Genomic DNA, 17,098 nt, shown 5'->3' on the forward strand with positions numbered 1-17,098 from the left:
GCTAAGGTGGCAGCACGAGGTGAGAACGATCGTTCTCGCCGAGCCGGACCCAGACGAAAGGAACGGATCGATGGCATACATCACCGTCGGAACCGAGAACAGCACCCCCATCGAGCTCTTCTACGAGGACCACGGAAGCGGCCAGCCGGTCGTGCTCATCCACGGCTACCCGCTGGACGGCCACAGCTGGGAGAAGCAGGCCGCTGCGCTCCTCGACGCCGGTTACCGCGTCATCACCTATGACCGCCGCGGGTTCGGCCGCTCCAGCCAGGTGACCACCGGCTACGACTACGACACGTTCGCCGCCGACCTGCACACCGTGCTCGAGACGCTCGACGTACGGGACGCCGTGCTCGTCGGCTTCTCGATGGGCACCGGCGAGGTCGGCCGCTACCTCGGCCACTACGGCTCGGACCGCATCGCCAAGGCGGCGTTCCTCGCCTCGCTCGAGCCGTTCCTGCTCAAGACCGACGACAACCCGGACGGTGCGGCTCCCGTCGAGTTCTTCCAGGGCATCGTCGAGGCCGTGAAGGCCGACCGCTACGCGTACTTCACGCAGTTCTACAAGGACTTCTACAACCTCGACGAGAACCTCGGCACCCGCATCAGCGAGGAGGCCGTCCGCAACAGCTGGAACATCGCCGCCGGCAGCGGCTGGTTCGCCGCGGCCGCCGCTCCGCACACCTGGTACACCGACTTCCGCCAGGACATCCCGAAGATCGACGTCCCGACCCTGATCGTGCACGGCACCGCGGACAACATCCTGCCGATCGATGCGACCGGCCGTCCGTTCGCACAGCTGCTCCCCTCGGCGAAGTACGTCGAGATCGAGGGCGCGCCGCACGGCCTGCTCTGGACGCACGCCGACGAGGTGACCGCGACGCTGCTCGAGTTCCTCGCCGAGTGACGCTCCGCTGAGCTGCAGGAGGGACGGGACCGGTCACGGCCCGTCCCTCCTCGCGTCTCGGGCCCGGCGCGGAGCCGAGGCTTATGGTGGAACCGTCGCAGTGTCAATCCCCCTGACAATGCCAACAGCGAGTGCCTCCGTTAGGGCACTATGTATGCATGGGAAAACTCGTCTACGGCGCAGGTCAGGAATACGACCTGGACGACCGCGTGCTGAGCCATGTCAAGCTCGCGATCGTCGCCAAGCTCCGCCGCCACGAGAGCTTCCTGCTCAACTGGGACGTCCCGGTCGAGCAGGGGTCGGGACGCGTTTCGCTCTGGATCAGCCGCGAGGTGCCGCTGGCGTTCCAGTTCAACGGCAGCCGCCCGCCGGCGATCAACCCGCAGTGGCTCGAGGCTCTGATGCACACCTCGCAGCGCACGGGCGGCATGGTCGTCATGGCCGAGGATGAGATCGGCGGCCACCTGCCCGGCTGACCGGTCCGCTCACTCGCTCTCGGCGGACTGCAGCTCCTTCTCCGCCGCCCGCACCGCGCGCTGCGCGTCGGCGATCCGCCCGCGAAGCTCCCGCTCCGCCGCTCGCGACTCGGTGAGCTCGTCCACGGTCCTCCGCAGGCGCCGCTCCAGGGTGTCGCGCTCCGCCTCCAGGTCGCCGCGGCGGTCGACCTCCTCGTCCAGCTCGTCGTCGAGGGCGTCCGCCTCCGCGCGCGCCCGCTCGAGCGCCTTCTGTGCGGCGCGGAGCCGCCGCTGACGCTCGCGACGCTCGGCCGCGGACTCGCGCGGCTCCGGCTCCGGTTCCGGCTCGTCCCGCTTCGCCGGGCGCGCGGGATGGGCGCGCTCGGCCGTGCCCTCCGCCAGCAGCACGACGCCGGGCACGGCGACCGCCTCGTCCGCGTCCACCGTGTCCACGCCGGTCGACTCCAGCGCGCGCACCAGCATCCCGCTGCGCACCGCGGCCGCGGCGGACGCGTCGATCACCGCCGCTTGCAGCGTCTCCTCGACCTCGCGCAGCACCGCCGGGCTCGCCTCCAGCGCGCCCGTCGCCTCGTGCAGCAGCCGCTGCCGCTCCCGGGTCAGGTCGCGGATCGCGTCCCTGTCCCGCTCGGCGAAGGCGTCGCGCAGCCGGTCGCCGACCGCGAGCACCGCGTCCACCAGCTCGGGACGCGTCCGCACCAGCGTGTTGACGGCCGCCGCCGCGGCGGACGGCTTGCGCAGCGCGCGGATGCGCTTGGCGAGCTCGCGGTCGTCCGCCGCGGCCGCAGCCGCCGACCGCTCGGCGACGAAGTCGGCCGGGTCGGCGGCGTACAGGCCTGCTGCCACCTCGCTGAGCTCCATGCCGCGAGTGTACGCGGCGGGCTCAGTGGTTCCGCAGCTCCTTCACGAGCTCGGACTTCCTCTTCGAGGAGTAGCCGCTGAGGCCGAGCTCCTTCGCGCGCTTCTTCAGCTCGGGCACCGTCCAGTCGTCGTACGACCCGGACTCTCCGCCCTTGCGACCGACGGACTTCCGGCCGCGCGCGGCGGCGGCGTTGGAGATGCGCGCCGACTTCTCCTTGGAGTTGCCCTCGTCGCGCAGCTTCTCGTACAGCTCCTGGTCCTTCAGCTGTGGTTCGCTTCGTCCCGGCATCGTGTCTCCTTCCGTTCCCTGCGAACGGTACGCCGCCTTCGGCGAGACGCCACCGGTGCGGCGGAAACGCCGAGAGGCCCGCGACGCACAGGTCGCGGGCCTCTCGGTGAGGGCGGGAGGTGCCCGGTGCGCTAGGCGCGCGGGGCCTTGGACGCCTTGATCGCGGCGAACCACTCGGACGACGGCCGCAGCCAGATCAGCACCAGCGCGACGATCGACGCGAGCACCTGGAGCAGGCCGAACGGGAAGCCGGGGATGATGTTCAGCAGCGACAGAGCGGTCAGCACGGTGAGCACGATGCGCGCCCAGTTGGCGCCGCGGCGCAGGAAGAACGCGAACAGCACGAACACGATCGCCCAGAAGATCAGCGTGATGATCGACCAGGTGACGGCGAACCCGATGATCGCGTCCACCACCTGCTGGGCGTTCTGACCGTTGAGGTCGGTGCCGTTGCGCTGCAGCTGGTCGAGTGCGGACTGGCGGCCGGCGCCGGCGGACACGACGGTGACGATGCCGGAGACCACGCTCAGGACCGCGCTGGCGATGTACAGCCAGAAGGCGATGTTCACCGTGTTCGGGACCGCGGTGGGCGCAGCGACAGGGGCCGCGGGCGCGGAGCCGTATGCGGGGAACGCGCCGGGAGCGGGCGGAGCAGGCGGCGCGGGCGGGAAGGAGCCGGCCGGCGCTGCCGGGGACTCGGGCGCTGCGGAGGGGGGAACGGGCGCGTCGGCGGCCGGCTCGGCCGGCGGAACGGGTGCCGCGGGCGGGACCGGCGGCACACCACCGGCGGCAGCGCCCCCCTCGGCGGGCTGCTGGGGCTTGTTCTCGTCCTCAGGATTACTCATGCCGCCGACCCTACTGCACAACCGTTCGAGCGTGAAGCACCGCCGCTCAGGCGTCCGGTGCGTGGCCCAGCGGTTCCGTGGCCGGTCCCTCGAGCACGGAGCCGTCCGGAGCGAACCGGGATCCGTGCAGCGGGCAGTCCCAGGACAGCTCCGCGTCGTTCCAGCGGACCACCCCGCCGAGGTGGGTGCAGACTGCGCTCAGCGCACAGGTCGTCCCGTCGACGGTCGACACGGCGACCGGAGCGCGTCCGCGCCGGCCGACGACGCCGTCCCCCTCGCCGGGCGCGTCGGCGCCGAGCTCGGGTCCGGTCTCCGCCGCCGCCCACTCGCGCACCGCCGCGGCGCCGACGGCGGCGTTCGCGCGCACGCCGTCCGCCAGGTCGATCGGCTTGGTGACGCGGTGGTGCAGCACGCGCGCCCACTCCGGCTCCCCGCCCGTCAGATCGGCGGCGAGGCTGAGCGCGGCAGCGACGGCGTTCGTCATCCCCCACTTGCCGTAGCCCGTCGCGAGATAGACGCGCCCGCGGCCGCGCGGCAGCCAGCCGACGAACGGCACCCGGTTGACCGAGCGGTAGTCCTGCGCCGCCCACCAGCCGACCCGCTCGGCGCCGGGGAACCACTCCTCCGTCCAGGTGGTGAGGTCGGCGACGCACTCGGCGGGCGACGGCGCCCGGCCGGCGGGATGGCCGTTGCCGCCCACCAGCAGCAGCTCGCCCTCGGCGTCGCTCGCGGTGCGCAGCGACCGGGTCGGCGTGTCCGCCGACAGGTGCATGTCGCGCGGGATCGGCCCCGGCACCCGGAACGCCGCGATGTAGGAGCGCTCCGGCTCCAGCTTCGCGAAATAGAGGCCCCGGTCCAGGATGGGAGTCCCGCTCGCCAGGATCACGGCGTCCGCGCGCGTCCGGCCCGAGGTGCTGGTGAGCACCACCGGGTGCGCGGCGCTCACTCCGGTGACCCGCTCGCCCTCGACGATGCGGCCGCCGTGCGAGCGCAGCTCCGTGGCGAGCGCGGCGAGGACGAGCATCGGGTGCACCTGCGCCTGACCGGGCAGGCTGAGCACGTCGGCCACCGGGAACGGCAGCTCGGAACGCCCGCCGCGATGCACGGGGAGGCCGGCGCTGCGCGCGGCGTCCTCCTCCGCGTCAAGCCGGCGGGCGCCGTCCTCGGTGGTGGCATAGGTGACGGCGCCTCGCACGTCGTAGGAGACGCCCGTGGTGTCCAGGAAGTCGAGCAGCCAGCCGCGTCCGGCCGCGTTCGCGTCGACGTACGCCGACAGGACGCGGTCGGAGGAGTACCGGCGCACCTCCGAGAGCACGGTGCCCTGCAGCAGGCTCACCTTGCCCGTGGTGTTGCCGGTCGTGACGGCCCCGACGCTCCGCGCCTCGAGCACGCAGACCCGCATGCCGGCGCGGGCCAGCAGCAGCGCGGTCGTCAGCCCGGTGAGGCCGGCGCCGACGACCGCGACGTCGTACTCCCCATCCGGCTCGAACGGGTCGGCCGGGATTGCCGGCGACGTGTCGAGCCAGAGCGAGGACACGAGGCCGGGTTAGGCCAGCGAGTCGAAGTCGAACCAGAAGGCGTCGTCGTCCTCCTCGGAGACGCCGACGTTGGACGGTTCGCGTGGAATGGTCGCGGTCTCGATGCGGACCTTCGTCTGGCTGGTCACGAAGATCTCACTCGGCGGCCGGCTCGAGTGAGTGATGGCGACGAAGTCGCCGTCGTTCCTGCTGGCCTCGATGACCTTGTGCTTCAGTTCTTCGACCGGGGCGCGGTCGACGAACGTGAACCTCAGCTCGTCGATGTAAACGTGGAACACCTGCATGTCCTCTCCCGGTCTTCGTTACTGTGCCCGATAGTACGCGGCATCGCTCGATCCGCCAGTGCACTGATGTATCGAAGACCCTGTGAGTCGTTCAGAGCAGATCGGCGTCGAGATCGTCCAGCTCCTCGGTCCCGTTGCGGACGAATCCCGCTTTCATCGGGCCCAGGGCCGCGATCCGCTCTTCCAATTCGCTGACGAACTCGGTGTCGGTCAGCTCGGTCTGGCTGCCCGGCTCCTGCTCGGCGAGGATCTGGCTGGCGGGCCCGAGCAACATGACGGCCTCGCCATCCTCCCCCGTCTCGAGTCTGACGGGCGCGTGGACTTCGGCGGCCGCGTTGTTGGCCGCCAGCGCAGCCGCGTATTGGACCAGTGCCTCGGCGATCGCGTCGCCGGTGAGCACTGCTCCGCTCGCGTAGTGGATGCGCTTCATGGATACATCTGTACGAGCAGAACGGGCTCTTTTCAAGGTTTCGCCCGGGGGTTGCATCCTGGCGATCCGGCGTGTTGAGTTCGCGCCATGACCGATCGGAACCGTCCGCTGACCGCGCTGGCCCTCGTCTGCTCGCTCAAACCCTCGCCGGCGGAGTCGAGCAGTCAGCTCCTGGCGAAGCAGCTGCTGGACGAGCTCGCGAAGCACGACGTGACGGGCACGGCGGTGCGCCTGGCGGACTTCGACATCAAGCCGGGCGTCGAGCTCGACGAGGGCGACGGCGACGCGTGGCCGCGCATCCGCGAGCAGGTGATCGCCTCCGACATCCTGGTGTTCGTGACGCCGACCTGGATGGGGCACCACTCCTCCATCGCGCAGCGCGCGCTGGAGCGCCTCGACGCCGAGCTGTCCGAGACGGACGACCAGGGCCGTCCCGTGGTGACCGGGCGGGTCGCGCTCGTCGGCGTCGTCGGCAACGAGGACGGCGCGCACGCGATCATCGCGGACGTCTTCCAGAGCCTCAACGACGTGGGCTTCAGCATCCCCGCGCAGGGGGCGACGTACTGGAACGGCGAGGCGATGCAGACCGTCGACTACAAGGACCTCGACGAGACGCCGGAGTCGGTCGCCAGCTCCACGGCGATCGCGGCCGCCAACGCCGCGCACCTCGCGCGTCAGCTGCGCACGTCCCCCTATTGACTCCGCATCGTCCCTAGCATGGCCGGGTGAGCGCAGAACCGGACGAGTGGATCGTGGCGCGGCTGCGCGCCGCCGGCTGTGTCTTCGCGGAGGACGAGGCCCGGCTGCTCAGCGACGCCGCAGCGAGCCCGGACGAGCTGAAGGCGCTCGTCGCGCGCCGCGTGGCGGGGGAGCCGCTGGAGCCGCTGCTCGGCTTCGCGGAGTTCTGCGGGCTGCGCATCCACGTCGAGCCCGGTGTGTTCGTGCCGCGGCAGCGGACCGCGCTGCTCGCCGAGCGGGCGGCGGCGCTCGCCGCGCCCGGGATGCCGGTGCTCGACCTGTGCTGCGGCGCCGGCGCGATCGGCGCGGTCGTGGCGGACCGCGTGCCCGGCGCGGAGGTCTACGCCGCCGACGTCGAACCGACGGCCGTGCGCTGCGCCCGGCGGAACCTGCCCGGCGCGCGCGTCTTCGAGGGAGACCTCTTCGATCCGCTGCCGCCGGAGCTGCGCGGGCGGTTCGGGGTGATCGCCGTCAACGCGCCGTACGTTCCGACGGACGCGATCGCGATGATGCCGCCAGAAGCGCGGCTGCACGAGCCCGCTGTCGCGCTCGACGGCGGCGAGGACGGGCTGGACATCCATCGCAGGGTCGCGGCAGCGGCGGGCGCGTGGCTCGCGCCGGGAGGAACCCTGCTCATCGAGGCGGGGGACGAGCAGGCACCCGTGAGCGCGGCCCTCTTCTCGGCGGCCGGGCTGAGCGCGCACATCGAGTCCGACGACGAGCGCGGGGCCACCATCGTCGTGGCCGAGCGCCGTTGCTGAGATCACGTCACTTATCCTGAGCCGGATTCGGGTCTACCGTGCACGGCATGAGCACGCTGACCCGACGTCTCCCGCTGGGCGTTAGCCACCCGACGGCGACCGACCGCGTGCGCCAGACCGCCGTGATCGCGGGGACCGTCGTCGCGCTGATCGGCGCGGTGGTGGGTTCCGGGTTCATCGGCGGCACGCCCATCCCGAAGGTCGCCGGCGGTGCCCTCGGTCCGGACGCGACGCTGGTCGCCCCGGCCGGTCCGGCCTTCGCGATCTGGTCGGTGATCTATCTCGGGCTCGTCGCCTACGCGATCTGGCAGGCGCTGCCGTCGCAGGCCGCCCGGCCCCGGCAGCGGGCGATCGGCTACTGGGTGCTCGCCTCGCTGCTGCTGAACGCCGCGTGGATCCTCTCGGTGCAGGCGGGGCTGCTGGCGCTGAGCGTCGCTGTGATCGCCGCGCTGCTCGTCGTCCTCATCGTCACCTTCGTGCGGTTGCAGCGCGAGCCGGCCGGGACGACGGCCGATGCCGTCCTGCTCGACGGCACGGTCGGCCTCTACCTCGGCTGGGTGATGGTGGCCACCGTGGCCAACATCGCGGCGGCGCTGGTCGCCGCCGGGTTCACGGGGCTCGGCATCAGCCAGCATGTGTGGGGGATGGCCGTGGTCGCGGTCGCCGGGATCGTCGGCTGCGCTCTGGCCGTCTGGGACCGCGGGCGGCTCGCGCCCGCTCTCGCGTCGGCGTGGGGCCTGATCTGGATCGGCGTCTCCCGCCTGACCGGGACGCTGCAGAGCCCGACGGTGGCGGTCACGGGGATCGCCGCCGGAGCGCTGATCGTGCTCGTCGCCGTCGCGGTGCGGGTGAGCCGAGGCGGGAGCGGCGCGCGCCGGCGCTGAGACCGCGGGTATCCTCGGCGGGTGACGTCACAACCTCCGCTTGGATCGCGTCTGCCCGGCGCTGACCTCGTCGCGCTCGAGATGCTGTGCGCGGTGGCCGAGCGCGGCTCGCTCTCCGCCGCAGGCGCGCAGCTCGGCGTCACGCAGCAGGCCGTGTCCGCGCGGATGCGCCGGCTGGAGCAGTCGCTCGGCGTCGTCCTGCTCGAGCGTTCGCCGTCCGGCTCCCGGCTCACCGCGGGCGGCGAGGTCGTCGCCGGCTGGGCGGCGGACGTCGTCGCGGCGGCGCGGCGGCTCGCGGACGGGGCGGAGGCGCTGCGCGACCGCGCTCCGGAGGCGGCCTCCGTCGCCGCGAGTCTCACCGTGTCCGAGTACCTGCTGCCGCGCTGGCTGACCCGGCTGCGGTCGACGACGCCGGACGCCCGGGTGGCGGTCGAGGCCGTGAACAGCGCGGCGGTGCTGCGGCTGGTCGCCGACGGCGTGCATCCCCTCGGCTTCGTGGAGACACCGGGCCCGACCCCGGGGCTGCGCACCAGCCGGATCGCGTGGGACGAGCTGATCGTCGTCGTCGCGCCGCGTCATCCGTGGGCGCGCCGCCGCGGGGTCACGGCGGCCGAACTCGCCGCGACACCGCTGGTCGCCAGGGAGAGCGGGTCGGGCACCCGGCTCGCCGCCGAGCGCGCGCTCCGGGACGCCGGGTTCGAGCCCGCGCTGCCGGCCGCCGAGCTGCCCACCTCGTCGGGCATCCGCACCGCCGTCGCCTCCGGGCTCGCTCCCGCGGTGCTCAGCATCCTCGCGGTGCGCGACGACGTCGACGCCGGTCGCCTGGCGCGCGTGCCGGTCACGGACCTGCGCATCGTCCGCGAGCTCCGCGCCGTGCGGAGGCCCGACGGGGAGCTGCCGTCCGTGCTCCGCGCCCTGCTCCGGGTCGCGCGCAGCGTCGACTGAGCCAGCTCACCAAATGTTGGACATTTAGCCACCGAGGCCGATACGGTGGAGCGATGCACCCCATCGCTCCACCCGTCACCCTGCCCGAACAGGTCGCCGAGCAGCTGCGCACGCGCATCGCCGCCGGCGAGTTCCCCATCGGCTCGCTCCTGCCGGGCGAGACCGAGCTCGCGCGCCAGCTCCAGGTGAGCCGCAACAGCGTCCGGGAGGCGCTGCGCTCGCTCGTTCACGCCGGACTGCTGGGGGCGCGCGCCGGCTATGGCACGTTCGTCCGGGCGACGAACGACGTCGCACCGACGCTCGCGCGCCGGCTCGGCCAGGAGCGGGATGCGGACGTGGCCGAGGTCCGCATGCTGCTGGAGCGGGAGGGAGCGCGCCTCGCCGCGCTCCGCCGGACGCCGGAGCAGGTCGACCGGCTGCGGCATGCCCTTGCGGCCCGCACCGCCCTGATCGGCCGGCCGGGCTACGACGACGCGGACGTCGCCTTCCACCAGGCGCTGCTCGACGCCTCCGGTAACGCGCTGCTCGCGGAGCTGTACCGCGGCGTCGGCGGCAACGAGCGGGCGCTGGAGGCGCTGCGCGACCACGTCGAGACCGGCGAGGGCGGGGAGCCCGCGGCCACGGACATCGACGAGGCGCACGGCCCGATCGTGGAGGCCGTCGCCGCGGGAGACCCGGACGCGGCCGTCTCCGCCGCCGAGCGCATGGTGCGCCTCATCAACGACCGCCTCGGCGTCGCCACCGCGGCGCGGGAGGGCGACCGATGAGCGTCGGAGAGCGCACCCGCTCGGCCGTACCCGTTCTGAGCCCGATCCTCGTCGTCGCCGGGCTGCTGCTGGTCGCGGGGAACCTGCGGGCCGGGCTCACCACCGTCGGCCCGGTGCTCGACCAGATCCGGGCCGACCTCGGGCTGACCTCCGTCGAGGCGTCCGCGCTGGTGAGCCTGCCGCTGCTCGCGTTCGCCGTGGTGTCGCCGTTCGCGCCGCGCCTGGCGAGGGCGCTCGGGCTGGAGCGCTCGCTCGCGCTCGCACTCGTCGTCCTCGCGGCCGGCCTGGTGCTGCGCTCGCTGCCCGCGCTCGCCGCGCTCTGGGCGGGGACGGCGCTGATCGGCGTCGCGATCGCCGTGCTCAACGTCATCCTGCCCGCCCTGGTCAAGCGCGACTTCCCGACGCGGATCGGCCAGATGACCGGCGCCTACTCGGTGGTGCAGTCGGTGTTCGCGGCGCTCGCCGCCGGCGTCGCGGTCCCCGTCGCCGGGCTGTCGGCGGTCGGCTGGCGGCTCCCGCTCGGGATGTGGGCCGTGCTCGCGCTCGTCGCCCTCGCGGTGCTCGCGCCGCAGCTGCGCCGCCGCACCGTCGTGCCGGAGAGCCAGGACGACGTCACGCTGGACACCGGCGCGGTCGCCGCGCAGTCGCTGCGCTCCCCATGGCGCTCGGCGCTCGGCTGGCAGGTGACCGCGTTTATGGGGCTGCAGTCGGTGGGGTTCTACGTCTTCATCACGTGGCTGCCGTCGATCGAGACCGCCTCCGGCATCAGCCGGGAGGCCGCGGGTCTGCACCAGCTCTTCCTCAACGGCTTCGGCATCGTGGGCAGCATCGCGTGCTCGTTCCTCATCCCGCGGTTCCGCGACCAGCGTCTGCTCGCGGTGCTCGCGCCGTCCCTGATCGTGGTCGCGGTTCTCGGCGTGCTGCTCGCGCCCGCCCTCTCGGGCGTGTGGGACAGCATCGCCGGGGTCGCCGGCGGCGCCAGCATCGTGCTCGCGCTGTCCTTCTTCGGGCTGCGGACCACCCACCACGCCCAGGCGGCGGCGCTCTCCGGGATGGCGCAGTCGGTCGGCTACCTGGTCGCGGCCGCCGGGCCGATCGCGGTCGGAGCGCTGCACGACGCGACCGGGTCGTGGACGCCGCCGCTGCTCGTCCTCGCCGGCATCCAGCTCGTCCTGATCTGCTTCGGCCTGCTCGCCGGCCGGGCGAGGGTGATCGGCTGAGCGGGCGCGCTCAGATCCGGACGGCGCCGGTGGCGAGCGCGACCACCGCGGCGACCGCCAGCAGCACCGCGAGCACGCACAGCGCCGCCTCCAGCGGCCGGAAGACGCGCAGCCCGCGCTCCCGCCTGGCGCGCGCGAAGAGCAGCGTGCCCGGCGCGTAGATGATGAACGTCATCAGCAGGTATTGGGGGCCGGCGGCCACGACGAGGAACAGCGTGTAGACGGTGGCGACGACCGCCGCGGTGAGCCCGCGCCCGCTCCGGCCGCCGGGGTCGTCGCCCGCCGCCGTCTCCAGCTTGAGCGCGTATCCGGCGGTCAGCACGTACGGGATGAGTGCGAGCGAGCTGCACAGGCTCACCGCGAACCGGAAGGCGTCGGTCGCGAACAGCGTCACGATCAGCAGCGCCTGGACGAGCAGGCTGGTCAGCAGGATGGACGACGCGGGCACGCCGCCCGCGGTCGTCCGCGCCAGGAACCGCGGCGCGTCCTCGTTGCGCGCCGCGGTGAACAGCACCTCGGACGCCATCAGCGTCCAGGACAGGTACGCGCCGAGCACGGAGACCACCAGCCCGACGCTGATGAACGCGTACCCCCACGGCCCGGTCACCGCGGCGAGCACGCTCGCGACCGACGGCTCCCGCATCGCGCCGATCTCCGCGCGCGGGGCGACGCCGTAGGAGAGCACGGTGATGAGCGCGAACAGGCACAGCACGCTGAGGAAGCCCAGCAGGGTGGCGCGGCCGACGTCCCGGCGGGACCGCGCGTAGCGCGAGTACACGGACGCCCCCTCGACCCCGAGGAACACGAACACGGTCAGCAGCAGCGTCTGCTGGATCTGGCCGCCCAGCGAGCCGAGGTCGGGCGCGCCGCCTCCCCAGAGGTTGCCGGCGAAGGTGTCCCACGAGAAGCCGACGGTGACCACGACCACCAGGAACACGAGCAGCGGCAGCACCTTGGCGACGGTCACGATCGTGTTGATGAAGGCCGCCTGCGGAACCCCGCGCCGGATGAGCATGTGGAAGCCCCAGACCAGGACGCTGGAGACGCCGACGGCGACGACGGTGTTCCCGGCGCCGAAGGCGGGGAACAGCGCACCGAGCGTCGACCCGATCAGCACGAGGTAGGTGACGTTCCCCGCGCAGCCGCTCGCCCAGTAGCCGAACGCGGAGAAGAAGCCGACGTAGTCGCCGAAGCCGGCCTTGGCGTACGCGTAGATCCCGGAGTCGAGCTCCGGCCGGCGAACGGCCAGCCGCTGGAACACGAAGACCAGGGCGAGCATCCCCGCACCCGCCAGCGTCCAGGCCACCACGGCCCCGACGACACCCGTCGCGCCGGCGAACGTGCCGGGCAGCGAGAACACACCGGCTCCGACCATCGAGCCGACGACCATGCCGGCGAGGACGAGGACGGGGAGCTTGCGGGTCTGCTGCACCGCGCAATCGTACGCGTGCGCGCGGGGGTCAGACCGCCGAGAAGAACGAGGTCACCGCGTCCAGCGCGCCGGGGGCGATGCGGTAGTAGGCCCAGGTGCCCCGCTTGGACCGGGTGAGGAAGCCCGCCTCGGTGAGCACGCGCAGGTGATGCGAGACGGTCGGCTGGGACAGGCCGAGCGGCTCGGTGAGGTCGCAGACGCAGGCCTCGCCGTCCTCGTGCGCGGCGATCATCGACAGCAGCCGCAGCCGGGCCGGGTCGGCGAGCGCCTTGAGGGTGTGCGCGAGCGAGGCTGCGTTCGTCTCGCCGATCACGTCACGCGTGATGGGGGCGCAGCACGCCTGCAGGTCGCGCAGCGGCAGCAGCTGGGGAGAGGCCATGCAGCGATTCTGATCTATATATTGACAACCGTCAATGTTTAACGGGAGGCTGACGCTCGTATCGACAACCGTCGATGAAGGAGGTTGGATATGACTGGATGCTGCGACAGCGCACAGTGCCAGCCGCTGCCGGACGGGTCGTGCCCGCCCGACTGCTGCTGAGCACCGGGGCCGTCGTCCGTCCGGGCGGCGGCCCGCCTCCGGCCTCGCCGCCCTCCCGTCCCGTCGGTCCCGTCCCCGTCCGTCCCCGTCCGTCCCGTCCCGCCCTGGAGCCCGTGATGTCCGTTCCCACCGTCCTCTTCGTCTGCGTCCACAACGCCGGCCGCTCGCAAATGGCCGCCGGGTACCTGCGGAGCATCGCCGGCGAGCGGGTGCGCGTGCTCTCCGGCGGCTCCGAGCCGGGCTCCGCCCTCAACCCGGTCGCCGTCGCGGCGATGGCGGAGGAGGGCATCGACATCTCGGCGCAGGTGCCGTCCATCCTGGAGACCGAGCAGGTGCGCGCGTCCGACGTGGTCATCACGATGGGCTGCGGGGACGCGTGCCCGATCTTCCCCGGCAAGCGCTACGAGGACTGGGAGCTGCAGGACCCGGCCGGAGCGGACCTCGAGACCGTCCGCGGCATCCGCGACGAGATCCGCGGCCGCGTCGAGGACCTGGTCCGGTCGCTGGCCCTTCCGCAGTGAGCCGCGGGGACGCGCGCGAGCTGTTCGTCCGCACCCACCTCGTCCGCGCCTCCCGTCTCGGATCGGACGACGGCATCGCCTGGTTCGCCACCGGTGCGCCGGTCGACGAGCTGAACGGCGTGCTGCTGGCGGAGCCGGGCCGGATCGCCGAGGCGGCGGGAGCGGTCGCCGGGCTGCCCGCGCTCTGGCACTCCTGGCCGGGGGACGAGCGCTTCGACATCGAGAGCGAGCTGCTCGCGCTCGGCCTCGGGTTCGTGGAGGAGGAGCCGCTGATGACGCTGCCGCTCGCGGACGCCGGCCGTCCCGGCGCTCCCGCCGGCCTCCGGATCCGGCGCGCGACCTCGCAGAAGGACCTGCGCGCCTGGGCGGCCGTGTGGCTCGGCGCCGCACCGGAGCCCACGGTCGTGGCCGCACTCGCCGCCGCGCCGACCGCGCGCTACCTGCTGGCGGAGACGGCGGACGGCGCCGTCGGCTGCGCCGCCGCCGTGACCGCGGGGGACGCCGTGTCGGTCGAGCACGTGGTCACCTCCGCCGCGCACCGCGGCCGGGGGATCGGCACCGCCCTCACCTCCGCCGTGCTGGCCGCGGGGCGCGACGCCGGGGCGTCGATCGCCGTGCTCACCGCGTCCCCCGACGGCGCCGGGATCTACCGCAGGCTCGGCTTCGCCGAGCAGCGGGTGGTGCGCCGCTTCGCGACGGGCGAGGCTCCGCCGGCCCTAGGCTGAAGCGATGGGCGGAGTGCTGACCGGGTTCGGGATCATCGCCTTCGTCATCCTCGTCGGCTACCTCGCCGGGCGGTTCGGCGTGGGCGGCCCGACCGCGCCGTTCGTGCTCAACCGGATCGCGTTCTTCGTCACGAATCCCGCGCTGCTGTTCGTCACCCTCGCGCACGCCGACCTGAAGGTCGTCTTCTCGACGCAGCTCGCGGTCGCCGCCGTCGCCGCGGTTGTGGCGGGCGGCGCGTACCTCGCGCTGTCGCGACTGTTCTTCCGCCGGCCGGCGCCGGAGACCACGATCGGGATGCTCGGCTCTGGCTACGTGAACGCCAACAACATCGGCCTGCCGGTGGCCGTGTACGTGCTCGGCAGCGCGTCCTATGTCGCGCCGGTGCTGCTGCTGCAGCTGATCGTGTTCGCGCCGATCGCGCTCACGGTGCTGGACGTGACGAGCCGCGGCAGCGCCTCCATCCGGTCGATTGTGACCCAGCCGGTCCGCAACCCGATGATCATCGCGTCCGTGCTCGGCATCGTCGTGGATGCGACGGGCTGGCCGGTGCCGGACGCGCTCTTCCAGCCGTTCGAGCTGCTCGGCGGGGCGGCGGTGCCGCTCGTGCTGATGGCGTTCGGGATGTCGCTGCACGGCTCACGACCGCTGCAGGCGGGGCACGGCCGGGTCGAGATCGTGACCGCGGTCGCGCTGAAGGCGGTGCTGATGCCGGTGGTCGCCTACCTGCTGGCCCGCTTCGCGTTCGGGCTGGACGGGCACGCGCTGTTCGCGGCCGTCGCGCTCGCCGCGCTGCCGACCGCCCAGAACGTCTTCAACTTCGCCGCCCGGTACGAGCGCGGGATGCCGGTCGCGCGCGACGTCGTGCTGCTCACCACCCTGTTCGCCGTGCCGATGCTGCTGGTGGTCGCCGCGCTGCTCGCGCCCGCGTGAGCCCACCCGGGTTCGCTACCGTGGCGGGATGACCGTGGACTGCATCGTGATCGGAGCCGGCATCGTCGGCGCGGCCGCCGCCCGCTCGCTCGCGGAGGCCGGCGCCTCCGTCCTGCTGCTCGAGGCGTTCGAGCGCGGGCACGACCGGGGATCGTCGCACGGCGCGAGCCGGATCTTCCGGCACGGCTACCCCGCAGCCGACTACGTCGGCCTGACGATCGCGGCGCGGGAGGCGTGGCGGCTGCTGGAGCGGAGCAGCGGCCGGCGCATCCTCGACGCCACCGGCGCCGTCGACCACGGCGACCCCGCCGCCCTCGATGCGATCGCCGCGGCGATGGGAGCTGCGGGCCTGGACCTGGACGAGCTCTCCGGGGCCGAGGCGGCGCGGCGCTGGCCGGGGCTCCGGTTCGAGGAGCGCGTGCTGTTCAGCCCGGACGGGGGGCGCCTGTACGCGGCCACGGCCATCGACGCCCTGCTGGATGCCGCGGAGGCGGCGGGCGCCGAGCTGCGCTTCGGCGCCCGCGTCGAGGCAATCGGCGTGGACGACAAGGGGGTGGTCGTGCGCGCGGGCATCGAGGCGCTGCGCGCGACCCGGGTCGTCGTCGCGGCCGGATCGTGGACACCCCGACTCGCCGGGGGACTGCTTCAGGAGGCCGGTCGCCCGCTGCCGCGCATCCGCGTCACCGAGGAGCAGCCGGCGCACTTCCCGGTGCGCGCCGGGCTCGCGGACGCGGCCTGGCCGAGCTTCGTGCACTACCCGAGCGACCCGGATGCGCCGGACGTCTACGGTCTGCTGACGCCCGGCGAGGGCGTCAAGGTCGGCATCCACGGCAACGGCCCCGAGGTCGACCCCGACCCCGGCCGCCGCGATCGCCGCATCGATGCCGGCCGGCTGCGGCGTCTCCAGGACTACGTGGAGCGCTGGGTGCCCGGCGTCGACGCCGCGCGTCCCGCGTCCATCAGCTGCCTGTACGACAACGCGCCGGCGGACGACTTCGTCCTGGACGCCGTCGGCCCGCTCACCGTCGCCACGGGGTTCTCCGGCCACGGCTTCAAGTTCGGCCCCGTCCTCGGCGATCTGCTCGCCGGGCTGGCGCTGGACGGCACGCCCGTCCCGCAGCGGTTCCGGCTGGCGCCGGCGTGAGCGCGCGCACTCAGCGCGCCGCGTCGACCTCGCGCAAATACTCGGCGTTGCCGCGCAGCGCCGCCTCGTAGCGGAGCAGGTCGGGCGTGCGGATCTCGTCGGCCGTCAGCTCCATCAGCTCGGCGACCGCGGCGTCGCTGCGGCCGGCGGCGTGCAGGGACAGTGCGTGCCAGACCCGGACGGACGGCGAGCCGGGGAAGCCCTCCCGCGCGCGCTCCAGCACGGCGAGCGACTCGTCGAAGCGGTCGAGGTTGCGCAGCGTGCTGCCGTACTGCAGCAGGCAGCGCCGCAGCGCGTCGCCGTCCAGGCCGGCCGCGAGCGCGCGCTCGTAGTACCCGGCCGCGGTCTCCTCGTCGCCCGCGGTGTCGTACGACCCGCCGACCTCGTAGAGCACGTGCGGGTCGTCGGGATGCTCGGCGAGCACGGTGAGGAAGGCGTCGATCGTCGGCTGCATGTCGGCCCGGTCGCGCGCGGCGAAGATCGCCGCGAGCCGGTCGAGCAGCTCGGGGGCGGTCACCGGGCGTCTCCCGCCCGCGCGATGCTGCGGGCCACCTCGGCGATCAGCTCCACCGGGACGTCGGTCAGCGGCAGGTTCACGGTCGAGGTCGTCGTTCGGTACGGCAGGATCCTCTCCTCCAGTTCGGCGGTAAGCGGCGGCACCGGGTACACGCCGAGGTGGTGCTTCCAGGCGCCGACGTGCATCCATGCGCCCGGAGCGAGCTCGACGGCTGGCATCCCGTAGCGCAGCTTCTCCGGCGCGCCGGGCGCGGCGCCGCGGATCGCGTCGAGCACGCGCGTCAGGGCGGGGCGCGCGTCGTCGGAGGCGCCGTCGATGTACGCCTGGATGCCGTCGGTCACGGCG

General features: G+C 73.3%; 22 protein-coding genes. 12 read left to right on the plus strand and 10 right to left on the minus strand.

Annotated elements, in window-relative coordinates; genetic code table 11:
• Nucleotides 1-70: 70 nt before the first annotated feature.
• Together ACTHMF_RS01890 and ACTHMF_RS01895 are read left to right on the plus strand one after the other, a co-directional pair.
• A complete protein-coding gene (locus ACTHMF_RS01890) occupies nt 71-907 on the plus strand; it encodes an alpha/beta fold hydrolase (protein ID WP_440316074.1) in 837 nt (278 codons plus the stop codon).
• 158 nt (nt 908-1,065) lie between these two features.
• The gene (locus tag ACTHMF_RS01895; RefSeq protein ID WP_314149711.1) at nt 1,066-1,383 is read left to right on the plus strand and encodes a DUF7882 family protein; all 318 of its coding nucleotides are present in this window, start codon (nt 1,066-1,068) and stop codon (nt 1,381-1,383) included.
• A 9-nt stretch (nt 1,384-1,392) separates the two neighbouring features.
• Here the strand turns inward: ACTHMF_RS01895 and ACTHMF_RS01900 are convergent, their stop codons facing one another.
• The 6 genes from ACTHMF_RS01900 to ACTHMF_RS01925 all read right to left on the minus strand — a co-directional run bounded on the left by ACTHMF_RS01900 (nt 1,393) and on the right by ACTHMF_RS01925 (nt 5,627).
• Nucleotides 1,393-2,241, minus strand: a complete 849-nt coding sequence (locus tag ACTHMF_RS01900) for a hypothetical protein (protein ID WP_440316075.1) — start codon at nt 2,239-2,241, stop codon at nt 1,393-1,395.
• A gap of 22 nt (nt 2,242-2,263) precedes the next feature.
• A complete protein-coding gene (locus ACTHMF_RS01905) occupies nt 2,264-2,530 on the minus strand; it encodes a DUF7218 family protein (RefSeq protein WP_314149709.1) in 267 nt (88 codons plus the stop codon).
• 131 nt (nt 2,531-2,661) lie between these two features.
• Nucleotides 2,662-3,375: a hypothetical protein gene (locus tag ACTHMF_RS01910; RefSeq protein ID WP_440316076.1), complete on the minus strand. Its 714-nt coding sequence runs from the start codon at nt 3,373-3,375 to the stop codon at nt 2,662-2,664.
• Nucleotides 3,376-3,421: 46 nt separating this feature from the next.
• Nucleotides 3,422-4,912: an FAD-dependent oxidoreductase gene (locus tag ACTHMF_RS01915; protein WP_440316077.1), complete on the minus strand. Its 1,491-nt coding sequence runs from the start codon at nt 4,910-4,912 to the stop codon at nt 3,422-3,424.
• Nucleotides 4,913-4,921: 9 nt separating this feature from the next.
• On the minus strand, nt 4,922-5,197 hold the full coding sequence (locus ACTHMF_RS01920; RefSeq protein ID WP_314149887.1) for a hypothetical protein: 276 nt from the start codon (nt 5,195-5,197) through the stop codon (nt 4,922-4,924).
• A gap of 91 nt (nt 5,198-5,288) precedes the next feature.
• Nucleotides 5,289-5,627: a hypothetical protein gene (locus ACTHMF_RS01925; RefSeq protein ID WP_314149886.1), complete on the minus strand. Its 339-nt coding sequence runs from the start codon at nt 5,625-5,627 to the stop codon at nt 5,289-5,291.
• An 87-nt stretch (nt 5,628-5,714) separates the two neighbouring features.
• Between ACTHMF_RS01925 and ACTHMF_RS01930 the strand changes: the two genes are divergently transcribed.
• The 6 genes from ACTHMF_RS01930 to ACTHMF_RS01955 are packed head-to-tail and all read left to right on the plus strand — an operon-like array spanning nt 5,715 to nt 10,942.
• A complete protein-coding gene (locus ACTHMF_RS01930; protein ID WP_314149885.1) occupies nt 5,715-6,326 on the plus strand; it encodes a flavodoxin family protein in 612 nt (203 codons plus the stop codon).
• A gap of 26 nt (nt 6,327-6,352) precedes the next feature.
• Nucleotides 6,353-7,126, plus strand: coding sequence for a putative protein N(5)-glutamine methyltransferase (locus ACTHMF_RS01935; RefSeq protein ID WP_440316078.1), 774 nt, complete (start codon nt 6,353-6,355; stop codon nt 7,124-7,126).
• Nucleotides 7,127-7,173: 47 nt separating this feature from the next.
• Complete coding sequence (locus ACTHMF_RS01940; protein ID WP_440316079.1) at nt 7,174-8,010, plus strand: TspO/MBR family protein; 837 nt, start codon at nt 7,174-7,176, stop codon at nt 8,008-8,010.
• A gap of 21 nt (nt 8,011-8,031) precedes the next feature.
• On the plus strand, nt 8,032-8,955 hold the full coding sequence (locus ACTHMF_RS01945; RefSeq protein WP_440316080.1) for a LysR family transcriptional regulator: 924 nt from the start codon (nt 8,032-8,034) through the stop codon (nt 8,953-8,955).
• Between the two features lie 53 nt (nt 8,956-9,008).
• The gene (locus tag ACTHMF_RS01950) at nt 9,009-9,722 is read left to right on the plus strand and encodes a FadR/GntR family transcriptional regulator (RefSeq protein ID WP_440316081.1); all 714 of its coding nucleotides are present in this window, start codon (nt 9,009-9,011) and stop codon (nt 9,720-9,722) included.
• The gene (locus tag ACTHMF_RS01955) at nt 9,719-10,942 is read left to right on the plus strand and encodes an MFS transporter (RefSeq protein WP_440316082.1); all 1,224 of its coding nucleotides are present in this window, start codon (nt 9,719-9,721) and stop codon (nt 10,940-10,942) included. Before ACTHMF_RS01950 ends, ACTHMF_RS01955 begins: the two co-directional genes overlap by 4 nt.
• A gap of 10 nt (nt 10,943-10,952) precedes the next feature.
• Here ACTHMF_RS01955 and ACTHMF_RS01960 read toward each other — a convergent pair whose 3' ends face one another.
• Together ACTHMF_RS01960 and ACTHMF_RS01965 are read right to left on the minus strand one after the other, a co-directional pair.
• Entirely contained in the window at nt 10,953-12,374 is a 1,422-nt protein-coding gene (locus ACTHMF_RS01960; RefSeq protein WP_440316083.1) for a basic amino acid/polyamine antiporter, read from the minus strand.
• A gap of 28 nt (nt 12,375-12,402) precedes the next feature.
• The gene (locus tag ACTHMF_RS01965; protein ID WP_314149662.1) at nt 12,403-12,753 is read right to left on the minus strand and encodes an ArsR/SmtB family transcription factor; all 351 of its coding nucleotides are present in this window, start codon (nt 12,751-12,753) and stop codon (nt 12,403-12,405) included.
• Between the two features lie 278 nt (nt 12,754-13,031).
• Between ACTHMF_RS01965 and ACTHMF_RS01970 the strand changes: the two genes are divergently transcribed.
• The 4 genes from ACTHMF_RS01970 to ACTHMF_RS01985 are packed head-to-tail and all read left to right on the plus strand — an operon-like array spanning nt 13,032 to nt 16,236.
• Entirely contained in the window at nt 13,032-13,436 is a 405-nt protein-coding gene (locus ACTHMF_RS01970) for an arsenate reductase ArsC (protein ID WP_314149663.1), read from the plus strand.
• The gene (locus ACTHMF_RS01975; RefSeq protein WP_440316084.1) at nt 13,433-14,161 is read left to right on the plus strand and encodes a GNAT family N-acetyltransferase; all 729 of its coding nucleotides are present in this window, start codon (nt 13,433-13,435) and stop codon (nt 14,159-14,161) included. Before ACTHMF_RS01970 ends, ACTHMF_RS01975 begins: the two co-directional genes overlap by 4 nt.
• A 4-nt stretch (nt 14,162-14,165) precedes the next feature.
• Nucleotides 14,166-15,092 carry an AEC family transporter gene (locus tag ACTHMF_RS01980; protein ID WP_440316085.1) on the plus strand — a complete coding sequence of 309 codons (927 nt, stop codon included), beginning with the start codon at nt 14,166-14,168 and terminating at the stop codon, nt 15,090-15,092.
• A 28-nt stretch (nt 15,093-15,120) separates the two neighbouring features.
• Nucleotides 15,121-16,236, plus strand: coding sequence for an FAD-dependent oxidoreductase (locus ACTHMF_RS01985; protein ID WP_440316086.1), 1,116 nt, complete (start codon nt 15,121-15,123; stop codon nt 16,234-16,236).
• Between the two features lie 10 nt (nt 16,237-16,246).
• Here the strand turns inward: ACTHMF_RS01985 and ACTHMF_RS01990 are convergent, their stop codons facing one another.
• Together ACTHMF_RS01990 and ACTHMF_RS01995 are read right to left on the minus strand one after the other, a co-directional pair.
• Complete coding sequence (locus tag ACTHMF_RS01990) at nt 16,247-16,690, minus strand: tetratricopeptide repeat protein (protein WP_314149844.1); 444 nt, start codon at nt 16,688-16,690, stop codon at nt 16,247-16,249.
• 59 nt (nt 16,691-16,749) lie between these two features.
• Complete coding sequence (locus ACTHMF_RS01995) at nt 16,750-17,094, minus strand: iron chaperone (protein WP_440316087.1); 345 nt, start codon at nt 17,092-17,094, stop codon at nt 16,750-16,752.
• Between the last annotated feature and the right edge of the window lie 4 nt (nt 17,095-17,098).

Origin of the sequence: Leifsonia sp., from assembly GCF_051955155.1 — a bacterium.
GTDB lineage: Bacteria > Actinomycetota > Actinomycetes > Actinomycetales > Microbacteriaceae > Leifsonia.